We start from the raw sequence: 17134 nt of genomic DNA, 5'->3' as shown, positions 1-17134 counted from the left end.
ACTTAGAATTTTCTACTCGTTACTTAGAATTTTCTACTCGTTACTTAGAATTTTCTACTCGTTACTTAGAATTTTCTACTCGTTGCTTAGAATTTTCTACTCGTTGCTTAGAATTTTCTACTCGTTACTTGTTTTTTGGGGGATGGGAAACGATGTTTTCGCACCGCGTTGCGTCAGAAGTCGGAACGTATGCCGGAATATTGGCTTGGGCGAAACGCACCGCCGGAAGACGTGCCGGGATGCCGCTCGAAGCGAGGGGGGCGTCGGTCGTCGTTGTCCTTGCGATTGTCGGGGTGTTTGGCTCCTTTCGATCCACCGAAGATGTTGATCTTATAGATCAAGTGGAGCATGACATAGGCATGGATGCCGTTGTGCCAAGCGTCGGTGCGCATGGTGGCGTCGATGTTGCGCGAGATGTTGCTTTGTTGGCGCAGCAGGTCGTAGAATCGCAGACTCATCGTGAGCGATCGGTCGGCCAAAAAAGATTTGGAGAGTTGTGCGTTCCAGAGCAGTTCGTCGGTGTTCATGGCCGAGGAGGCGAAACCGCGGCGCGAGTTCATGCGCAAATCGGTGGAAAGGCTCAGGCCGTTGTCGAGATTGATGTTGGCCGCTGCGCCGTAGGAGAAGCTCCATGTGTCGAGATTGTTGAGCGGTTGCAGCGATGAGCGGGCGTGTTGATAGTTTACCGCTCCGTTGAGCGAAACGTCCCACAGCGGTTGCCGATAAGACAGATCGATACGTTCGGAGAGGGTGGTGGCTCGGCTGATGTTGCGCTCGGCGGCGATGTTGGCAAAGAGCCGATTGATTTCCGTCAAATCGGGCGTCTGTCCTGAGGCTATGGGGGTGGCGGCGGTCGAAACGTAGGCCACGGAACGATGATGGGAGGCGTTGGACGAAGTGGAGAGATTGAAGATTTTTTCGCGGTCGAGAGGTGTGTTGAAAGTCAGTCCGGCCGAGGCATTGTGTTGTCCGGAGATGTTTTCGGGTCGGGTGAAGCGGCGTCCGGTGGCGGTGTCGTAAACGAGGAGCGTGGTGATGGCGTTTCGAGTTTGGTTGAAGGTGAGGTGTGCCATGATGCCGCGTTGCGTTTCGGGGTCGTAGTCGTTGTAGTTGGCGCGCAAAGCATCGTTCCAAGAGGGTTTCAAACCGGGATTGCCCACCGAAATGTTGAGTGGGTCGGAGCTGTCCACGATGTTGAGCAGGTTGGTCATCGACGGTTCGCTCGACGAACCGCGGTAGTTGAGGACGAATCGGCGCGTCTTCGAGAAATTGTAGCGCAGTCTGACTTGTGGCGAGAGGTTGGACACGGTGCGCACGGTGTCGATCGCTCCGACGAGCGGCCGTTCGTATTGAAGGCGTGTGCGTTCGGGCTGAAAGTTCAAACCGACATTGAGGTTGAGCTTTTGGTTGTTGAAGCGCAGACGGATTTGTGCGTTGTGGGTGTGGTAGTGATAGGTGGCGTATTGCGAGTTTTGGTCGTCGCGCAAAGCGGCTTGCAGGTCGTCGGCATTGAGCAGGGAGAGCAGTTGAGCCGGATCCATCCAAGAGATGAGGCTTCCGGCTCCGGGGCGATACAGGTGGCCGATGCCGGCATACTGGGGGTGGTCGGCCAAGAAGTCGGCAAGGGTGTTGTAGCCGCGCAGACTGTGGAGATTGTAGAGCGAGAGGTTGGAGTCGTTGAAGCGGTGTTCGTAGTTGTAGCGAAACTCGGCAAGGAGTTTTCCGGCAATCGGCTCGACGTAGCTTCCTCCCACGCGGTAATTCCACGTGGTGGCATCGTTTAGTGTGAATTGGTGTGTGCTGTTGGTTTTCAGCACGGAGAGGCCGGGGGCTGAGGGAGGGAGCGTGGTGTTACGAGTGTGGATGTCGGCTTCCGAGTAGGCAAACGATTCGTTTTCACTATATCCTCCCTGTGCCTGTAACGAAATGTTGCGTCCGCCTTTGCTGCCATGTCGGCGTGTGATTTCGAGGCGTCCGTTGATGTTGTGCGAAGAGCTTTGTCTGAGGCGGTGGCGTCGGTTCAGATTGACCAAGAAATCGTCTTCCGTCTCAATGTGTCCGTTGATGGGAGCGTGTCGAAATGCACGGTCGAGAATTTCATCCGTTTCGTCGAGCCCATATCGCTCGAAGGGGTTTTGGTCGAAAGTGGCCGTTCGAGAGAGTGTGCTCGTGTTGGAGCGTTTCCAGTTGAAGCCCGGGCGGAACGACAGGCTCGTCAGCGTGTCGGGATTCCATTTCAAGCGCAGGCGCGTGTCAATGGATCGGTTGAGCGTACCGCTCCATCGGTGGGAGTTGGCGAAGCTTCGCTTTCGCGCCGACGAGGTGAGAAATGTTTCGCTCGTCGAGATGGTTTCGGTGTCGTTGTCGGAGCGGTGAAAAAGAAAGTGTCCGCCCACTTCAAAAAAGTTGCGAGTGTTTTTCTTTCGGCCGTTGTCCCACGAGAAGTCCGTGCCGACCATGGTGGAAGCGGTGATGCCGTTGCCGCTGCCGCCGAAACGCATGCCGCGCGGTGCCCCGAAACTGTTGTCGCCCACGTTGTTGTGAGAGGCCAGGAAGCTGATGCGGCTGTTGTCGGTGAAGTGCGACCCGAAGGCCTTGCCCGAATACACCCCCGTTTGGCGATAATCCCGGCCTCCGCCGAGATCGATGTTCGACACGAAGCTCTGATTGAGTTCGCGCTTGGTGGCGATGTCGATCACGAAGGATTCCTCGCCGTCGTCAATGCCCGTTTGCTCGGCATAATCGCTCTTTTTGTCGTAGGTCTTCACCTTTGAAACAAGGCGTGTGGGCAGATTTTTCATCACCACTTTCGTGTCGCCTTTGAAGAAGTCTTTGCCGTTTACGAGAAACTCTTTGACCGTCTTCCCGTTCACCTTGATCGTTCCGTCCTCACTCACTTCCGCGCCGGGCAGTTGTTTGACCAATGCCTCCAAGGTGCTGCCTTCGGGCGTGCGGAAGGCGGCCGCATTGAACACGGTGGTGTCTTCTCGTTGTTCGACACGTGCAACGGTGGCCGTGACCACGGCCGTGCCGAGGGCAATGTCGTTGCCCGAGAGTCTGATCTCTCCCACGCGCGTCGTGTCGGTGTCGGCAGAAAGGCGGAGTACTTTTTCAACCGGTTCGAAGCCCACGTAGTTGATCTTCAACAAGTGGCGGCCGCCTTGTTTGCCCGTCAGAAAAAAACGGCCGAGGCTGTCGGTCGAAGTGCCGTCTGCAAGCGTACTGTCGGGCAGGAGCAGCAGACGAACGGTGGCCATTTCGATGGGACGCCCGTTTTGGGCATCGGCAACCGATCCGGCAATCGTGAGGCTTTGGGCGTCCAACCCCAAAGCGGCAAGAAAAAAAGAGAGTAAGAAGAAGAGTTTGATGTTCATGGGTCTATGCTGTGTGGAGAGGGTGGGAGAGCAAACTGTCTCCTGCGGAAAGTCGCGAGGGCAAAGATACGCATTTGTCGGAGCATACGGCTTTTTGAAATCCAAAGAAAGCGTAAAACGCAGTTTTCGGGTGCTTCGCTCTCGCTGCCGTCCGTCGTGCGGAGAGGCACTCTCCCCAAAGGGCAGGCGGCCGTCGGAGGCATTCGGACGTTAAAAACGATGCTTTTCGGCTTTTTCGCGACAAAAAAGAGCCGTTCTCCTCTTTTTTATTTAACTTTGTGGCAAACAAAACTCTTTGCGCCATGCCTAAGTATGCCGACTACATTTCTAAAATCGAGATCAAAAGCCTTTGGAGCGGTCACAAGCACATCGTGTGGCACTTGCAGCCGGGCGTGAACGTGTTGAGCGGAAAAAACGGTGCCGGCAAGAGCACCATACTCGACCGCATGGTGCAGCACATCAGCGGACTGGCACCGACCGGAGCCATTCGCGCCGGTGCGCGCTTGGGAGTGGAGGTCGATTTCTCGCCCTCCGATGCCGACTGCATCCGCTACGACATCATTCGCTCTTTCGACAGCCGCACCATCGTCGCCGAGCGGCTCGGTTCCTTGGGAGATGCAGCCGTCGCCACCGAGCTTGATTGGCAGCTCTACCAACTCCAACGACGCTATCTCGACTATCAAGTCAATGTGGGCAACCGCATGATAGCCTTGCTTACCAACGGAGATCCTGCCGTCAGGGAGCGTGCTGCCGAAGCCTCCGAAGCCAAAAATCTCTTTTGGGACTTGGTGGACGATCTCTTCTCGGAAACCGGAAAGCACATTGATCGCGAGAGCAACGAATTGCGCTTCTATCAATATGACGAGCCGCTCTCGCCCTACGTCCTCTCGTCGGGCGAAAAGCAGATGCTCATCATTCTGCTCACCGCTCTGACCCAAGACCATCTGCCCTACGTCTTGTTTATGGACGAACCGGAGGTGAGTTTGCATTTCGATTGGCAAAAACGGCTCATCTCCATGGTGCGCCGCCTGAACCCCAATGCCCAAATCATTCTCACCACCCACTCGCCGGCCGTCATCATGGACGGATGGGAAGATGCCGTGACGGAGGTTTCCGAAATCACGATCTGAGACACCGCCCCTCCGCCTCGTGAAAAAACTGCCCGCCGTCGCGCATCGCTCGGCATATTTCATGCAACGTCCTTGCACTTCCATACAAAGCCCCTTGACTTATGCAAAAACTCTCCACACGTCTGAATTCGGCCTACATCTCTGCCGCCAACCGGTTGCAGGGGCGTCGCGCACGGCGCAAGATCGTGGTCTATGTGGAGAGCTACGACGACATTTTTTTTTGGAACGATTTGCTTTCAGAAGTCGAAACCGACGAGGTGGGCTTTGAGGTCATTCTCCCTTCGCGCGACTCCCTCGGCCGGGGCAAAAAGATAGCCCTCTCCAATCGGCTCGGCCCCGACATGATCGCCTGTGTCGATGCCGATTACGACTATCTCATGCAAGGTGCGACGCCCACGAGCCACACCGTCTGCACTTCCCCCTACGTTTTGCACACGGGGGTGTATTCCATCGAAAACTTGCAATGCTACGCCCCCACGCTTCAACAAGTCTGCGTCATGGCCGTGCTCAACGACAAACAACTTTTCGACTTCGAGAGCTTTTTGGCACAATTTTCCGAAATTGTTTTTCCGCTGCTCGTGTGGAATGTGTGGGCTTATAAATATGGTGTGTTTTCGCAGTTCTCCCTTTCCGATTTTGCACACCTTGTCGAATTGCGGCGCATCAACTTCGCGCACCCCGAGATCACGCTCGATCAGCTCCGCCATCGGGTCAATAAAAAAATCAACTGGCTGCAACACCATTTCCCCCAAGGGCGCGCCACCTACAAGCCGCTGCGCGACGACATTCTTTCGCTCGGCGTGACGCCCTCAACGGCCTATCTTTACATGCGCGGTCATGATCTGTTCGACCTTGTGGTCAGTCCGCTCCTCTCCACCGTTTGCGATGCCTTGCGGCGCGACCGCGAGCGCGAAATCTCTCGTCTTGCCCGCCACGGTGTGCAGAAGCAAAACGAGCTGGCGGCCTATCAAAACTCCATCGCCCCCTACGACGAAATGATACGCAAACACACGGCCTACCACCGCGCTCCGCAGTTTAAGGCCATTGTCGAGCGTGCGCGCGCCCTTGTTGCGCCGGCTTCCTCTTCGGAGGACTGATCGGTTGTTGCGCATGGTGTGTTTGCGATCTTGGGGCGGCTCTATTTTTCTTTGCTCATGAACATTCCCCTCTTGCTGTCGGCCGGTCTTGCGGCCTACTTTTTTTTGCTGCTTTTTGTGGCGCGTCTGGTGGCGTGCCGTCGCCATTCCACAAACAACGACGCCTTCTATCGTGCCCACCGTCGCGCCCCATGGCCGTTGGTGGCGGTGGGCATGGTGGCAGGGAGCATTTCGGGCGTGTCGTTTGTCAGCGTGCCCGGTTGGGTCGCCACGACGGGCATGACCTATCTGCAAATGTGCCTCGGCTTCTTTTTCGGATATTTGGCGGTGGCTTTTGTGCTCTTGCCTGTTTACTATCGGTTGCGGCTGACGAGTATTTACACCTATCTCCGTCTGCGTTTCGGCCGCATCTCCCACCGCACCGGCGCCCTCTTCTTTCTGATCAGCAAACTTTCCGGCGCCACGGTGCGCCTCTATTTGGCCACGCTCGTGCTCCATGCCTTCATCGCCGCTCCGCTCGGCATTCCCTTTTGGCTCACCATCGGGCTCAACCTGCTGTTCATCTGGCTCTACACGCGCCGCACGGGGCAGGCCGGCCTGCTCTACACCGATGTCATTCAGACCCTCGCCCTCGTCTTGGCCTTGTTGGGCATCATCGCCGTGGTGTTGGTGCGGCTCGACGTGTCGGTCGGCGAGGCGTGGGGCATGGTGGCGGCCGACCCCATGTGTCGCCTTTTTGAGTGGGACATGGCGAGCCCGCAGGCTTTTTGGCGACAGTTTTTGAGCGGCATATTCATCGTGGTGGTCATGACGGGTTTGGATCAGGATATGATGCAGAAAAACCTCACCTGTCGGGATCTGCGCTCGGCACAAAAAGACATGTGTGCCTATGGCGCGGCCTTTTTGCCGATCAACGCCTTGTTTCTCGGTCTCGGCATTTTGCTGCACCACGTTTGTCGGCTCGACGGCATCGCCCCTCCTCTCAAAGGCGACGAGCTGCTACCGATGCTCGTTGCCGAAGGGCATTTGGGAGCATGGGCGGTGTTGCCTTTCGGCGTCGGCATCATTGCCGCCGCCTTCTCGGCCGCCGACGGCGCGGTAACGGCCTTGACCACGAGCACGTGTATTGACCTTTTCGGGCGCGAAGACGACACGCATCTTCGCCGCCGCGTACACCTTGCCGTCGTGGTCGTTTGCTATGTGTGCATCCTCGCCTTTGATGCCATCGGAAGCGGCAACGTCATCCACGCCATCTACGTTCTTGCCTCCTACACCTATGGCCCCTTGCTCGGCCTCTATGCCTACGGACTTTTCTCCTCGTCGGCCGTGCGCGATCGTTTTGTGCCGGCGGTCTGCATGGCCGCTCCGCTCCTTTGCTTCCTGCTCGACCGCTTCGCCCCCGTGTGGTGGGGCTACCGCTTCGGCTACGAACTCCTCTTGTTCAACGGCGCACTGACGGCCTTGGGATTGTGGCTTTTGCGAACCGAAAGAAGAAAAACATCGCCTCTCGAAAAAAAATAAAAGGAAAAAGCGCAAGACGATACCGAAGTTTTGCGACGTTTTTCTACATTTGTTTCCGAAACTCGACGTCACACTGCGGATCGTGAGGCATCGACCCCGTTTCTCTATCCTCATTCAACACTTCCCAAACTTATGGAAAAGAAAATTCGTGTCGCCATCGTGGGTTATGGCAATATCGGAAAATTTGCACTCGAAGCCATCGAAGCCGCTCCCGACATGGAGTGTGCCGGTATCGTGCGCCGCAGCGTTTCGGCCGCTCGTCCTGCCGAGCTTGCCCCCTATGCCGTGGTGAGCGACATCGCCGAGCTGAACGATGTGGACGTGGCCGTTCTCGCCACCCCCACCCGCTCCGTCGAGACCTATGCCAAACGCTGTTTGTCGTTGGGCATCAACACGGTCGATTCTTTCGACATCCATTCGCAAATCGTAGCCCTCCGCCGCAGCCTCGACGCCGAGGCCAAACGCCACGGTGCGGTCAGCGTGATTGCCGCAGGCTGGGATCCCGGTTCGGACTCCGTCGTGCGCACCCTCGTCGAGAGTCTTGCGCCGCAGGGCGTGACCTACACCAACTTCGGCCCCGGCCGCTCCATGGGGCACTCCGTGGCGGTGCGCGCCATCGAAGGAGTGCGCGACGCGCTCTCCATGACCATTCCCCTCGGCACAAGCATTCATCGTCGCATGGTCTATGTGGAGCTGGAAGAAGGTGCCGATTTCAAAACCGTGGAAGCCGCCATCAAGGCCGACCCCTATTTCGTGAACGACGAAACCCACGTCAGGCAAGTCGCATCGGTCGATGAACTCAACGACGTAGGACACGGTGTGAACCTCACGCGCAAGGGCGTGTCGGGCAAAACGCACAACCAACTCTTCGAGTTCAATATGCGCATCAACAACCCCGCCCTCACCGCGCAGGTGCTCATCAACGTGGCACGCGCCTCGATGAAGCAGCAGCCCGGTGCCTACACCATGATCGAAATTCCCGTCATCGACTATCTCCCCGGCGATCGGGAGCAACACATCGACCGCCTCGTGTAAATCCGTGCCCCGCGGCCGCTCCGTGCAAAAGGGGCGGCCGCGGCGGAAACACCGGCTCGGAAACACCGCCCGTGTGGCGAAAAAAACAAGAAAGGAGGAAAACGAAAAAAGGTAACGAGTAGAAATTTCTACTCGTTAGGTAGAAAATCCTACTCGTTAGGTAGTTTTTTTTTACTCCTTGTCTGCAAAATCCCGTCCGAAATATCGATTTTTTGACAAAAGCAACTAAAAATCATACCATTGTCGTCGGAAAAACGTATCTTTGTCCTCGCAGGCCGCCCTAAGATCGGCTTGTCCTAAACTATGAACCCACTCAAATTCACTCCCGTCCTCAAAACTCCGCTTTGGGGCGGTCGCGACATCGTCGCACTCAAACAACTCTCTCAACCTCAATATGTCGGCGAAAGCTGGGAGGTGTCGGGAGTGCCGGGCGACGAAACGCCCGTGGCCGAGGGCGACGACGCCGGAAAAACACTCCGGCAACTCATCGAACAGTATGGAGCGGACTTTGTCGGCACCGAAAACCTGCGCCGCTACGGAAAGGAATTTCCGCTCCTCGTCAAATTCATCAGTGCCGATCGTGCGCTCTCCATACAAGTGCATCCCGACGACGAAATGGCACAGCGTGTGGCCGGAAAACCCTACGGAAAGACCGAAATGTGGTATGTCGTCCAAACCCACCCCGGTGCAGACCTCTACTGCGGTTTCAACCGCGCCCTCACACCGCAAGACTACGACAACCTCATGGCCGAAGGGCGCATCACCGAGGCCTTGGCACACTACGAAACCCGGCCGGGCGATTGCTTCTTCATACCGGCAGGACAAATTCACAGCATCGGGCGAGGAAATTTCATCATCGAAATTCAGCAGTCGAGCGATCTGACCTATCGCGTCTACGACTTCGATCGCATCGATGCCGACGGGCGAAAGCGCGAATTGCACGTCGAACAAGCCCGTGAAGCACTGAACTTTTCGACCCGAAGCGATCATCGCACCGCTTATGAGCCGACAGAAAACAAGCGGATCGAGTTGGAACGGCATCCGCAGTTTACCACCTCGCTCTACCACCTCACGCGCCCCCTTCGCGCCGACTATGGCGAGATCGACTCGTTTGTCATTCTCGTGGCTTTCGAGGGAACGGCACAAGTCATCGACGATCGCGGCAACGAAACGACTTTGCGCGCCGGTGAAACCGTGATGCTTCCGGCACTCACAAAATTTGCCGACATCCGCCCCTGCGGCAACGACCGCTTCTCTTGCATCGAAACCTACGTTGTGCCCGTTTGATAAGGCCTGTCACCGACCGGAAAGGGGCAACGACGCCGCACGACGGCGTGGTTTTCGGACGGAACGAAACAACAACCGGGAAACGATTCGAACCGCGGCGGAGAAAAGAATACCGATACAAAAAGAATAAACAACATACTTCAAACTCAATGAAAAAAACGTATTTCGCCCCACAGGTACAAGTGATTTTCTTTCAAGCCGAAGGACTGATGAATGGCAGTCTTACGATGGACGGCCGTTCATCGCAAAAAGTAGACCGCGAGGAAGAAATCTATACCAACAAGTTGGAAGATTTCGGAGATAAATGGAGCAACGAATAGTCCTCTGACGAGTCGAAACCGGGCGGCATTCCCTCCCCGCCTCCCTTGTTGAGCGTCGCGGCTTCGGCCGCCCGCGGTGTTTCTCCGCCGACGAGAAAGGCCATGATTCACGGCAATCAGCGTGGATCATGGCCTTTTTGTGCAATCGCGTTTGGGAGAAGACTGCGGCGCGGCTCACTCAATGGCGTGAATGACGATGCCGGAGCGGAGTTTCGGCTCAAACCACGTGGCCTTGGGCGGCATGATGTTGTCGGTGTCGGCAATGCGCATCACCTGCTCCATCGAAACGGGATAGAGGGCAAGGGCGGCTTTCATCTCGCCGCTGTCCACGCGGCGTTTCAACTCTTCAAGACCGCGCAGACCTCCCACGAAATCAATGCGGTCGGAGGTGCGGAGATCGCCGATGCCGAGGATTTCGTCGAGAATGAGGCGCGAAGAAATGTCTACGTCCAAGTCGCCGATGGGATCGGTCGGGTCGTAGGTGCCGGGACGGGCGTCGAGGCTGTACCAAAGGCCTTCGAGATAGAGCGAAAACTGATGCGGACGAGAGGGGCGGAAGGGTGTCGTGCCGCGCTCCTCGACGAGGAAGTTGTCGTTGAGCATGTCGAGAAACTCCTTCGGCGTGAGTCCGTTGAGGTCGGCGATGACGCGGTTGTAGTCGAGAATGGTGAGTTGCTCGGCCGGGAAGCAGACGGCCATGTAGTAGTTGTATTCTTCGCGGCCGGTGTTGTGGGGATTGGCGGCGGCACGCTCCAAACCCACGCGTGCGGCGGCGGCACTGCGGTGGTGTCCGTCGGCGATGTAGAGGCAGGGCATGGCGGCAAATTCGTGGGTGACGGTGTCGATGTCTTCGGGGCTGTCGATGAGCCAAAGTTTGTGGCCGAAACCGTCGGGCGCGGCGATGAAGTCGTATTCGGGCACACCGGCGGCTATGCGCTCGATGAGGGCGAGCAGGGTGGGGTTGTGGCGATAGGCCAGAAAGGCCGGACCGATGTGGGCGTCGGTGGCGTTGATGTGGCGCATGCGGTCGTCTTCTTTGGCGCGGCGGGTGAGTTCGTGCTTTTTGATGAGGCCGTCTTTGTAGTCGTCCACGTGCGCGCAGACGATGATGCCGTATTGCGTCTTGCGGTTCATGGTTTGCGCGTAGAGATAGTATCGCTCGGTGTCGTCTTGCACGAGCCAGCCCTCTTTGAGGAAATGTTGCAGCTGCTCGCGCGCGGAGGCATAGACGCGTTCGTCGTATTCGGAAGTGCCGGGGGGAAAATTGATTTCGGGCTTGATGATGTGATAGAGCGACTTCTCGTTGTCGCCGGCTTCGAGGCGGGCTTCTTCGGAGTTGAGCACGTCGTAGGGTTGAGAGGCGATGGCGGCAACGAGGTGCCGGGGCGGCCGAATGCCGCGGAAGGGTTTGATGCGGGGCATGGTCGTAGATTTAAGGTGTGTGTGAAAGCATACGGCCGAGCCGGTCGTTCTCCTTCGCAGAGAAAGAGAACGCGACAATGGCTCGGCAAACTATTTGTTTACTTGAAAGGTGGTGCAACCCGTGGCAAAGAATGCCGTGATTTGTCGGGCTGCGGCAAGGCCGGCATTGATGTTGGCTTCGGCCGTTTGGGCACCCATCTTTTTGGGCGGTGCGAAGTAGCGGTCGCCGAGTGCTTCGACAAATTGATCGTGCAGGTCGGGACGAATGTCGGTGATGTAGGTCAGATCGGTGCGCTCTTTGAAGAGGGCGAGCAGCTCCGGCTCGTCGATGATTTCCTTACGGGCGGTGTTGACGAGAATGGCACCGGGTTTCATGAGTTCGAGCATCTCCCGGTTTACGCTTTTCACCGTTTCGGGGGTGGCGGGTATGTGCAGGCTCACAATGTCGCATTTGGCCACGAGGTCGTAGCGATTGTGGTGGGCATAAACGCCGTCGGCTTCGATAAGCTCAATGCGGTTGAAAAAATCGTAGGCCGACACTTCCATGCCCATGCCTTTGGCGATGCGTGCCACGTTTTTGCCCACGTTGCCGTAGGCGAGGATGCCGATGTGTTTGCCTTTCAGTTCATAGCCCGACTTGCCGTCGAAATGCTTTCGGGCGTTGTAGAGCAGCAGGCCGAAAACGAGTTCGGCCACGGCATTGGCATTCTGTCCGGGGGTGTTCATCACCACCACGTTGCGGGCGGTGGCCGTTGCGAGGTCGATGTTGTCATAGCCGGCACCGGCGCGCACGACGATTTGCAGGTGGGGCGCGGCGGCGAAAACTTCGGCGTCGATGATGTCGCTGCGGACGATGAGGGCATGGACATCGGCCACGGCTTGGAGAAGTTGGGATTTTTCGGTGTAGTGTTCGAGAAGGGCGAATTCGTGGCCGGCTTCTTCGATGATTTTTCTGATGCCGTTCACGGCAACTTTGGCAAAGGGTTTCTCGGTGGCAATGAGTATTTTCATGGCGTGAGGTGACGATGTTAGGAGAGGAAATGTCGGCTCCGTCGGTCGCGCCGTGGGGCGGAATGGGGAGCGCGGCAACCGAAATGTGGGTGGAAAGACGAGGGCGTGGGGCGAAACGTCTCAATGAAGGCGGCGGTCGGCCGTTGCCCCTCCCCGACAACCGCAAGCGGCGCGGAGAAGGGCAGTGTGGCGTTAGGAGTGGAGGCGTTCAAACTCCTGCATCGTTGCGACGAGTGCCTCGACGCCCTCAACGGGCATGGCGTTGTAGGTCGAAGCGCGGAAACCGCCCACGCTGCGGTGTCCCTTGATGCCGTGCATGCCGCGCGAGGTGGCAAATTCGAGAAATTCGGTTTCGAGTTCTTGTTTGTCGTCGGCCATGACGAAGCAGATGTTCATGTAGCTGCGGTCGGCCTTGTCGGTGACGGTGCCGCGGAAGAAGGGGTTGCGGTCGATTTCGTCGTAAAGCAGCCGGGCACGCTCGCGAGCCAATTTTTCCATCGCCGGAACACCGCCGTTTTCCTTAATCCAGCGGAGAGTTTGCAGGCAGGTGTAGATGGGCACGACGGGAGGTGTGTTGAACATGCTGCCCTTGTCGATGTGTGTGCGGTAGTCGATCATCGTAGGGAGCGGACGGCTCACTTTGCCGAGAATGTCGTTGCGGACGATAACGAAAGTGACACCGGCCATCGACAGATTTTTCTGCGCACCGCCGTAGATGAGGGCATATTTCTTTACATCGATGACGCGCGAAAATATATCGCTCGACATGTCGGCCACGACGGGCACGGGGCTGTCGATGTCGGTATGCAGTTCGGTGCCGTAGATGGTGTTGTTGGTCGTGATGTGGAAGTAGTCGGCATCGGTCGGGATGTCGTAGCCTTTGGGTATGTAGGAGTAGTTGGCGTCCGCACTCGAAGCCACTTCCACCGCTTCGCCGAAGAGTTTGGCTTCTTTCAGGGCTTTTTTCGCCCAGACGCCGGTGTTGAGATAGGCCGCCTTTTTCTCCATGAGATTGAAGGGGACGTAGCAGAATTGGGTCGAAGCACCGCCGCCCAAGAAGAGAACGCTGTAACCTTCGGGCACGTTGAGCAGCTCTTTGACAAGAGCGACGGCTTCGTCGATGACGGCTTGGAAATTCTTGGTGCGGTGACTGATTTCCATGAGCGAAAGGCCGAGGCCGTCGAAGTCGGTGCAGGCTTCGACGGTGGCTTTAATGACTTGTTGGGGAAGAATGGAGGGGCCTGCGCCAAAATTGTACTTTTTCATGGTGGCGTGTGTTTTTTGAGTGATAGAAAAAAGGATAACGTATGAAACGGAGAAGTCCGGCCGAAAATGCCAAAAAGGTCTCGGCCTGCGTGTGGAACGCAAACCAAGACCTTTTCGGATGTGGTGTGTGTCGGATTCTCATGAGAGGCAATGTTTACTCAATGAGACTTGAATGGCCGCGGGCGGAGGCTTCGGATCAGACGATGCCTTTGCCGTGACATTGCTTGAACTTCTTGCCCGAACCACACGGACAAGGGTCGTTGCGATTGGGAAGTTTGTTTTTCACAATGGGCTGTTGGGGCTGTCGGCTGTGCGTGTCTTGTTGCGCTGCCGCCGCCATGTCGCTGTCGCCGCCGTCGATGCTGTTGCCCGCGCTGTCGAGTTCTTGTTTCGACTCGGTGTAGCGCGTTTGTTGGTCGGGTTCGGGCGCGGCCTGTTGCACCTCTTCGGGTGCGGCCACGGGAATGCGAGCGCGCATCAGCGTGGCCACGGAGTTGTTGTTGATGTCGTTCACCATGTCGTCGAAGAGCTTCACGCTTTCGATCTTGAAGACCACGAGCGGATCTTTCTGTTCGTACGACACGTTGCGCACGGAGTGTTTCAACTCGTCGAGCAGGCGGAGATTTTCTTTCCAAGAGTCGTCGATGTTGTGGAGGAGAATGGTTTTCTCAAACTCTCGCACCACGTTGCGGCATTCCGTTTCGTAAGCCTCTTTCAGACTGACGCGGATGTTGAACACGAGTTTGCCGTCGGTGATGGGCACGAGAATGTTGTCAAACTGTTCGCTTTGCGTCTCGTACACCTGTTTGATCACGGGCACGGCCACTTCGCGCATCGCTTCCGTTTTGCGGCGGAAGGTGGTGATGGCGGCGTCGAAAGCCTGTTCGTAAAGGTCTTCACGCTTGGCGGAGTTGTATTCCTCCTCGGTGAAGGGCACCTGCATGGCAAAGATTTCGATAAATCTGTCTACACAGCCGGGATAGTCGCAATGGTCGATGATGTCGATGACACGATCCCAGATCATGTTGGAAATGTCCATGCCGATGCGTTCTCCCATGAGGGCGTGACGTCGCTTTTCGTAGATGACGGTGCGCTGTTTGTTCATCACGTCGTCATACTCCAAGAGATGTTTGCGTGTGCCGAAGTTGTTTTCTTCCACCTTCTTCTGTGCGCGTTCGATGCTCTTGTTGATCATGCCCGACTCGATCATTTCGCCGTCTTTGAAGCCGAGTTTGTCCATCATGGAGGCGATGCGTTCGGAGGCAAAGAGACGCATGAGTTTGTCTTCGAGCGAAACGTAGAACACGGAGCTGCCCACATCGCCCTGACGGCCGGCACGACCGCGGAGCTGACGATCGACGCGGCGACTGTCGTGGCGTTCGGTGCCGATGATGGCCAAACCGCCGGCGGCACGCACCTCTTCGGAGAGCTTGATGTCTGTTCCGCGTCCGGCCATGTTGGTGGCAATGGTCACGGCTCCCAAGAGGCCTTCGCGTTCGATCTTTTCGCCGTATTCGTCGGTTTCGACGATTTTGCCCGGTGTGCTCTGTCCGGCCATGGCCACGATGTCGGCCTCCTTTTGGTGGAGTTTGGCGTTGAGCACTTGGTGGGGGATGCGACGCAGGTCGAGCAGTCGGCTGAGCAACTCGGAGATTTCCACCGAGCTGGTTCCCACGAGGGTGGGGCGTCCGGCGTTGCGCATCTTTACGATCTCCTCGATGACGGCGTTATATTTTTCGCGTTGCGTCTTGTAGACGCGGTCGTTCATGTCGTTGCGCTGGATGGGGCGGTTGGTGGGTATTTCCACCACGTCGAGCTTGTAGATATTCCAAAACTCTCCGGCTTCGGTGATGGCCGTACCGGTCATGCCGGCCAGCTTGTGGTACATGCGGAAGTAGTTTTGGAGCGTGATGGTGGCAAAGGTTTGCGTGGCGGCTTCGACCTTGACGTGTTCTTTGGCTTCCACGGCTTGGTGCAGCCCGTCGCTCCAACGGCGGCCTTCCATGATGCGTCCCGTGGATTCGTCTACGATTTTCACCTGTCCGTCTTGTATGACGTAGTCGTCGTTGAGGGTGAACATGGAGTAGGCTTTGAGCAGCTGTTGCAAGGTATGCACGCGATCGGCCTTGATGGCATATTCGGAGAGCAGTTCGTCTTTTTTCGCCACTCGCTCTTCGTCGGGCAGTTTTTGTGCTTCGAGTGCCGAGAGCTGTCCGGCAATGTCGGGCAACACGAAGAGTTCGTCGTTTTTCACCTCGTTGGCCAACCACGCCGTTCCTTTGTCGGTGAGGTCGCACGAACGCTGCTTTTCGTCCACTACGAAATAGAGCGGTTCGACGGCTTCGGGCATGCGTCGGTTGTTGTTCTCCATGTAGATCTCTTCCGTTTTGAGCATGCCGGCTTTGATGCCGGGTTCGGAGAGAAACTTGATGAGCGGGCCGTTTTTGGGCAAGGCTTTGTGGGAGCGGTAGAGGGCGAGATAGCCTTTCTCCTGATCTTCCTTGTTGTTGCTTGCGATGAGGCGTTTGGCTTCGGTGAGTTGCTCGGTGGCATATTTTCTTTGAACGGCCACGAGTCTTTCCACAAGCGGTTGGTATTGCTCATACATTTGGTCTTCGCCCTTTTCCACGGGACCCGATATGATGAGCGGCGTTCTGGCATCGTCGATCAATACGGAGTCCACCTCGTCGACGATGGCGTAGTAGTGTTTTCGCTGCACGAGGTCGGCGGGCTTCATGGCCATGTTGTCGCGCAGGTAGTCGAATCCGAACTCGTTGTTCGTTCCGAAGGTGATGTCGGCGTTGTATGCCCGTCGGCGCGCTTCGCTGTTGGGCTGATGTTTGTCGATGCAGTCCACGCTCAGACCGTGGAATTGGTAGAGCGGTCCCATCCATTCGGAGTCGCGTTTGGCGAGGTAGTCATTGACGGTGACGACGTGTACGCCGCGTCCGGCGAGGGCGCGCAGAAACACGGGGCAGGTGGCGACAAGGGTTTTTCCCTCACCGGTGGCCATTTCGGCGATTTTGCCTTGTGTGAGCACCACGCCGCCAAACAACTGCACGTCGTAGTGGATCATTTCCCATTTCAGGTCGTTTCCGCCTGCCGTCCAGTGGTTGTGGTAGATGGCATGCTCGCCGTCTTCCGATATTTCGACAAAGTCTTTCGTCACGGCCAGTTCGCGGTCGTAGTCGGTGGCATCGACGAGGAGCGTTTCGTTTTCGGTAAATCGGCGGGCCGTTTCCTTGACAATGGCGAAGGCTTCGGGCAATGCCTCTTCGAGTGCCACGTCCATGCGTTCGAGCACTTCTTTTTCGAGTTTGTCGATTTGGTTGAAGATGATTGCGCGATCTTCGATGGGCGTCTCCTCGATCTTGTTTTTCAGCTCGGCGATTTTCTCGTTCAGTTCTGCGGCCGAATTTTGAATATTTTGTTGCAGTTCGCGTGTTTTGGCACGCAGGGCGTTGTTGTCGAGCGTTTGAATGTCGAGATGTGCGGCTTTGATCTTTTCCACCCACGGCTGAATTTCTTTCATGTCGCGGTTGGCTTTGCTGCCGAAGATTTTGGAGAGAAATTTATTGATATCCATTTGGTTGTTTTGTTTCTAAGGTGGTGAATGCTTGTTGGCTGTCGCGTGAGTGGTGCGACGTGGAAATGCACCGTTGGAGGGTGCG

12 protein-coding genes are annotated in these 17134 nt (G+C 56.6%); 6 read left to right on the top strand and 6 right to left on the bottom strand.

All coding sequences use genetic code 11. The annotated features are described in order from the left end of the window. Nucleotides 1-173: 173 nt before the first annotated feature. Complete coding sequence (locus EII14_RS04880) at nt 174-3374, bottom strand: outer membrane beta-barrel protein (RefSeq protein WP_124931440.1); 3201 nt, start codon at nt 3372-3374, stop codon at nt 174-176. A gap of 302 nt (nt 3375-3676) precedes the next feature. On the opposite strand from EII14_RS04880, the gene EII14_RS04875 reads away from it, so the two are divergent. The 6 genes from EII14_RS04875 to EII14_RS09315 all read left to right on the top strand — a co-directional run bounded on the left by EII14_RS04875 (nt 3677) and on the right by EII14_RS09315 (nt 9764). Continuing rightward, a complete protein-coding gene (locus tag EII14_RS04875; RefSeq protein ID WP_124931439.1) occupies nt 3677-4504 on the top strand; it encodes an AAA family ATPase in 828 nt (275 codons plus the stop codon). A gap of 101 nt (nt 4505-4605) precedes the next feature. Next, entirely contained in the window at nt 4606-5601 is a 996-nt protein-coding gene (locus EII14_RS04870) for a DUF4435 domain-containing protein (RefSeq protein ID WP_124931438.1), read from the top strand. A gap of 57 nt (nt 5602-5658) precedes the next feature. Next, nucleotides 5659-7122, top strand: a complete 1464-nt coding sequence (locus tag EII14_RS04865; protein WP_124931437.1) for a sodium:solute symporter — start codon at nt 5659-5661, stop codon at nt 7120-7122. A 132-nt stretch (nt 7123-7254) separates the two neighbouring features. Next, the gene (locus EII14_RS04860) at nt 7255-8157 is read left to right on the top strand and encodes a diaminopimelate dehydrogenase (protein WP_124931436.1); all 903 of its coding nucleotides are present in this window, start codon (nt 7255-7257) and stop codon (nt 8155-8157) included. A 303-nt stretch (nt 8158-8460) separates the two neighbouring features. Then, entirely contained in the window at nt 8461-9444 is a 984-nt protein-coding gene (locus EII14_RS04855) for a type I phosphomannose isomerase catalytic subunit (protein ID WP_124931435.1), read from the top strand. Between the two features lie 149 nt (nt 9445-9593). Next, a complete protein-coding gene (locus tag EII14_RS09315) occupies nt 9594-9764 on the top strand; it encodes a hypothetical protein (RefSeq protein ID WP_158608328.1) in 171 nt (56 codons plus the stop codon). 174 nt (nt 9765-9938) lie between these two features. Here EII14_RS09315 and EII14_RS04850 read toward each other — a convergent pair whose 3' ends face one another. The 5 genes from EII14_RS04850 to secA form a co-directional block, all read right to left on the bottom strand. Next, entirely contained in the window at nt 9939-11186 is a 1248-nt protein-coding gene (locus EII14_RS04850; RefSeq protein WP_124931434.1) for a DUF1015 domain-containing protein, read from the bottom strand. A 90-nt stretch (nt 11187-11276) separates the two neighbouring features. Next, complete coding sequence (locus EII14_RS04845) at nt 11277-12197, bottom strand: NAD(P)-dependent oxidoreductase (RefSeq protein ID WP_124931433.1); 921 nt, start codon at nt 12195-12197, stop codon at nt 11277-11279. Between the two features lie 17 nt (nt 12198-12214). Continuing rightward, on the bottom strand, nt 12215-12409 hold the full coding sequence (locus tag EII14_RS04840; RefSeq protein ID WP_124931432.1) for a hypothetical protein: 195 nt from the start codon (nt 12407-12409) through the stop codon (nt 12215-12217). Beyond that, nucleotides 12390-13463, bottom strand: a complete 1074-nt coding sequence (gene serC, locus EII14_RS04835) for a 3-phosphoserine/phosphohydroxythreonine transaminase (RefSeq protein WP_124931431.1) — start codon at nt 13461-13463, stop codon at nt 12390-12392. Before serC ends, EII14_RS04840 begins: the two co-directional genes overlap by 20 nt. A gap of 196 nt (nt 13464-13659) precedes the next feature. Then, entirely contained in the window at nt 13660-17049 is a 3390-nt protein-coding gene (gene secA, locus EII14_RS04830; RefSeq protein ID WP_124931430.1) for a preprotein translocase subunit SecA, read from the bottom strand. Between the last annotated feature and the right edge of the window lie 85 nt (nt 17050-17134).

This window comes from Alloprevotella sp. OH1205_COT-284 (assembly GCF_003859795.1).
Taxonomy (GTDB): Bacteria; Bacteroidota; Bacteroidia; order Bacteroidales; family Bacteroidaceae; genus Alloprevotella.
The sequence above is the reverse complement of the archived record's forward strand: the minus strand, read 5'-3'. Positions and strand labels throughout refer to the sequence as shown.

Bases quoted from the DNA above. Each gene is read 5' to 3' on its own strand.
- EII14_RS04880 (WP_124931440.1), bottom strand. From the start codon at position 3,374: ATGAACATCAAACTCTTCTTCTTACTCTCTTTTTTTCTTGCCGCTTTG.
- EII14_RS04875 (WP_124931439.1), top strand. From the start codon at position 3,677: ATGCCTAAGTATGCCGACTACATTTCTAAAATCGAGATCAAAAGCCTT.
- EII14_RS04870 (WP_124931438.1), top strand. From the start codon at position 4,606: ATGCAAAAACTCTCCACACGTCTGAATTCGGCCTACATCTCTGCCGCC.
- EII14_RS04865 (WP_124931437.1), top strand. From the start codon at position 5,659: ATGAACATTCCCCTCTTGCTGTCGGCCGGTCTTGCGGCCTACTTTTTT.
- EII14_RS04860 (WP_124931436.1), top strand. From the start codon at position 7,255: ATGGAAAAGAAAATTCGTGTCGCCATCGTGGGTTATGGCAATATCGGA.
- EII14_RS04855 (WP_124931435.1), top strand. From the start codon at position 8,461: ATGAACCCACTCAAATTCACTCCCGTCCTCAAAACTCCGCTTTGGGGC.
- EII14_RS09315 (WP_158608328.1), top strand. From the start codon at position 9,594: ATGAAAAAAACGTATTTCGCCCCACAGGTACAAGTGATTTTCTTTCAA.
- EII14_RS04850 (WP_124931434.1), bottom strand. From the start codon at position 11,186: ATGCCCCGCATCAAACCCTTCCGCGGCATTCGGCCGCCCCGGCACCTC.
- EII14_RS04845 (WP_124931433.1), bottom strand. From the start codon at position 12,197: ATGAAAATACTCATTGCCACCGAGAAACCCTTTGCCAAAGTTGCCGTG.
- serC (WP_124931431.1), bottom strand. From the start codon at position 13,463: ATGAAAAAGTACAATTTTGGCGCAGGCCCCTCCATTCTTCCCCAACAA.
- secA (WP_124931430.1), bottom strand. From the start codon at position 17,049: ATGGATATCAATAAATTTCTCTCCAAAATCTTCGGCAGCAAAGCCAAC.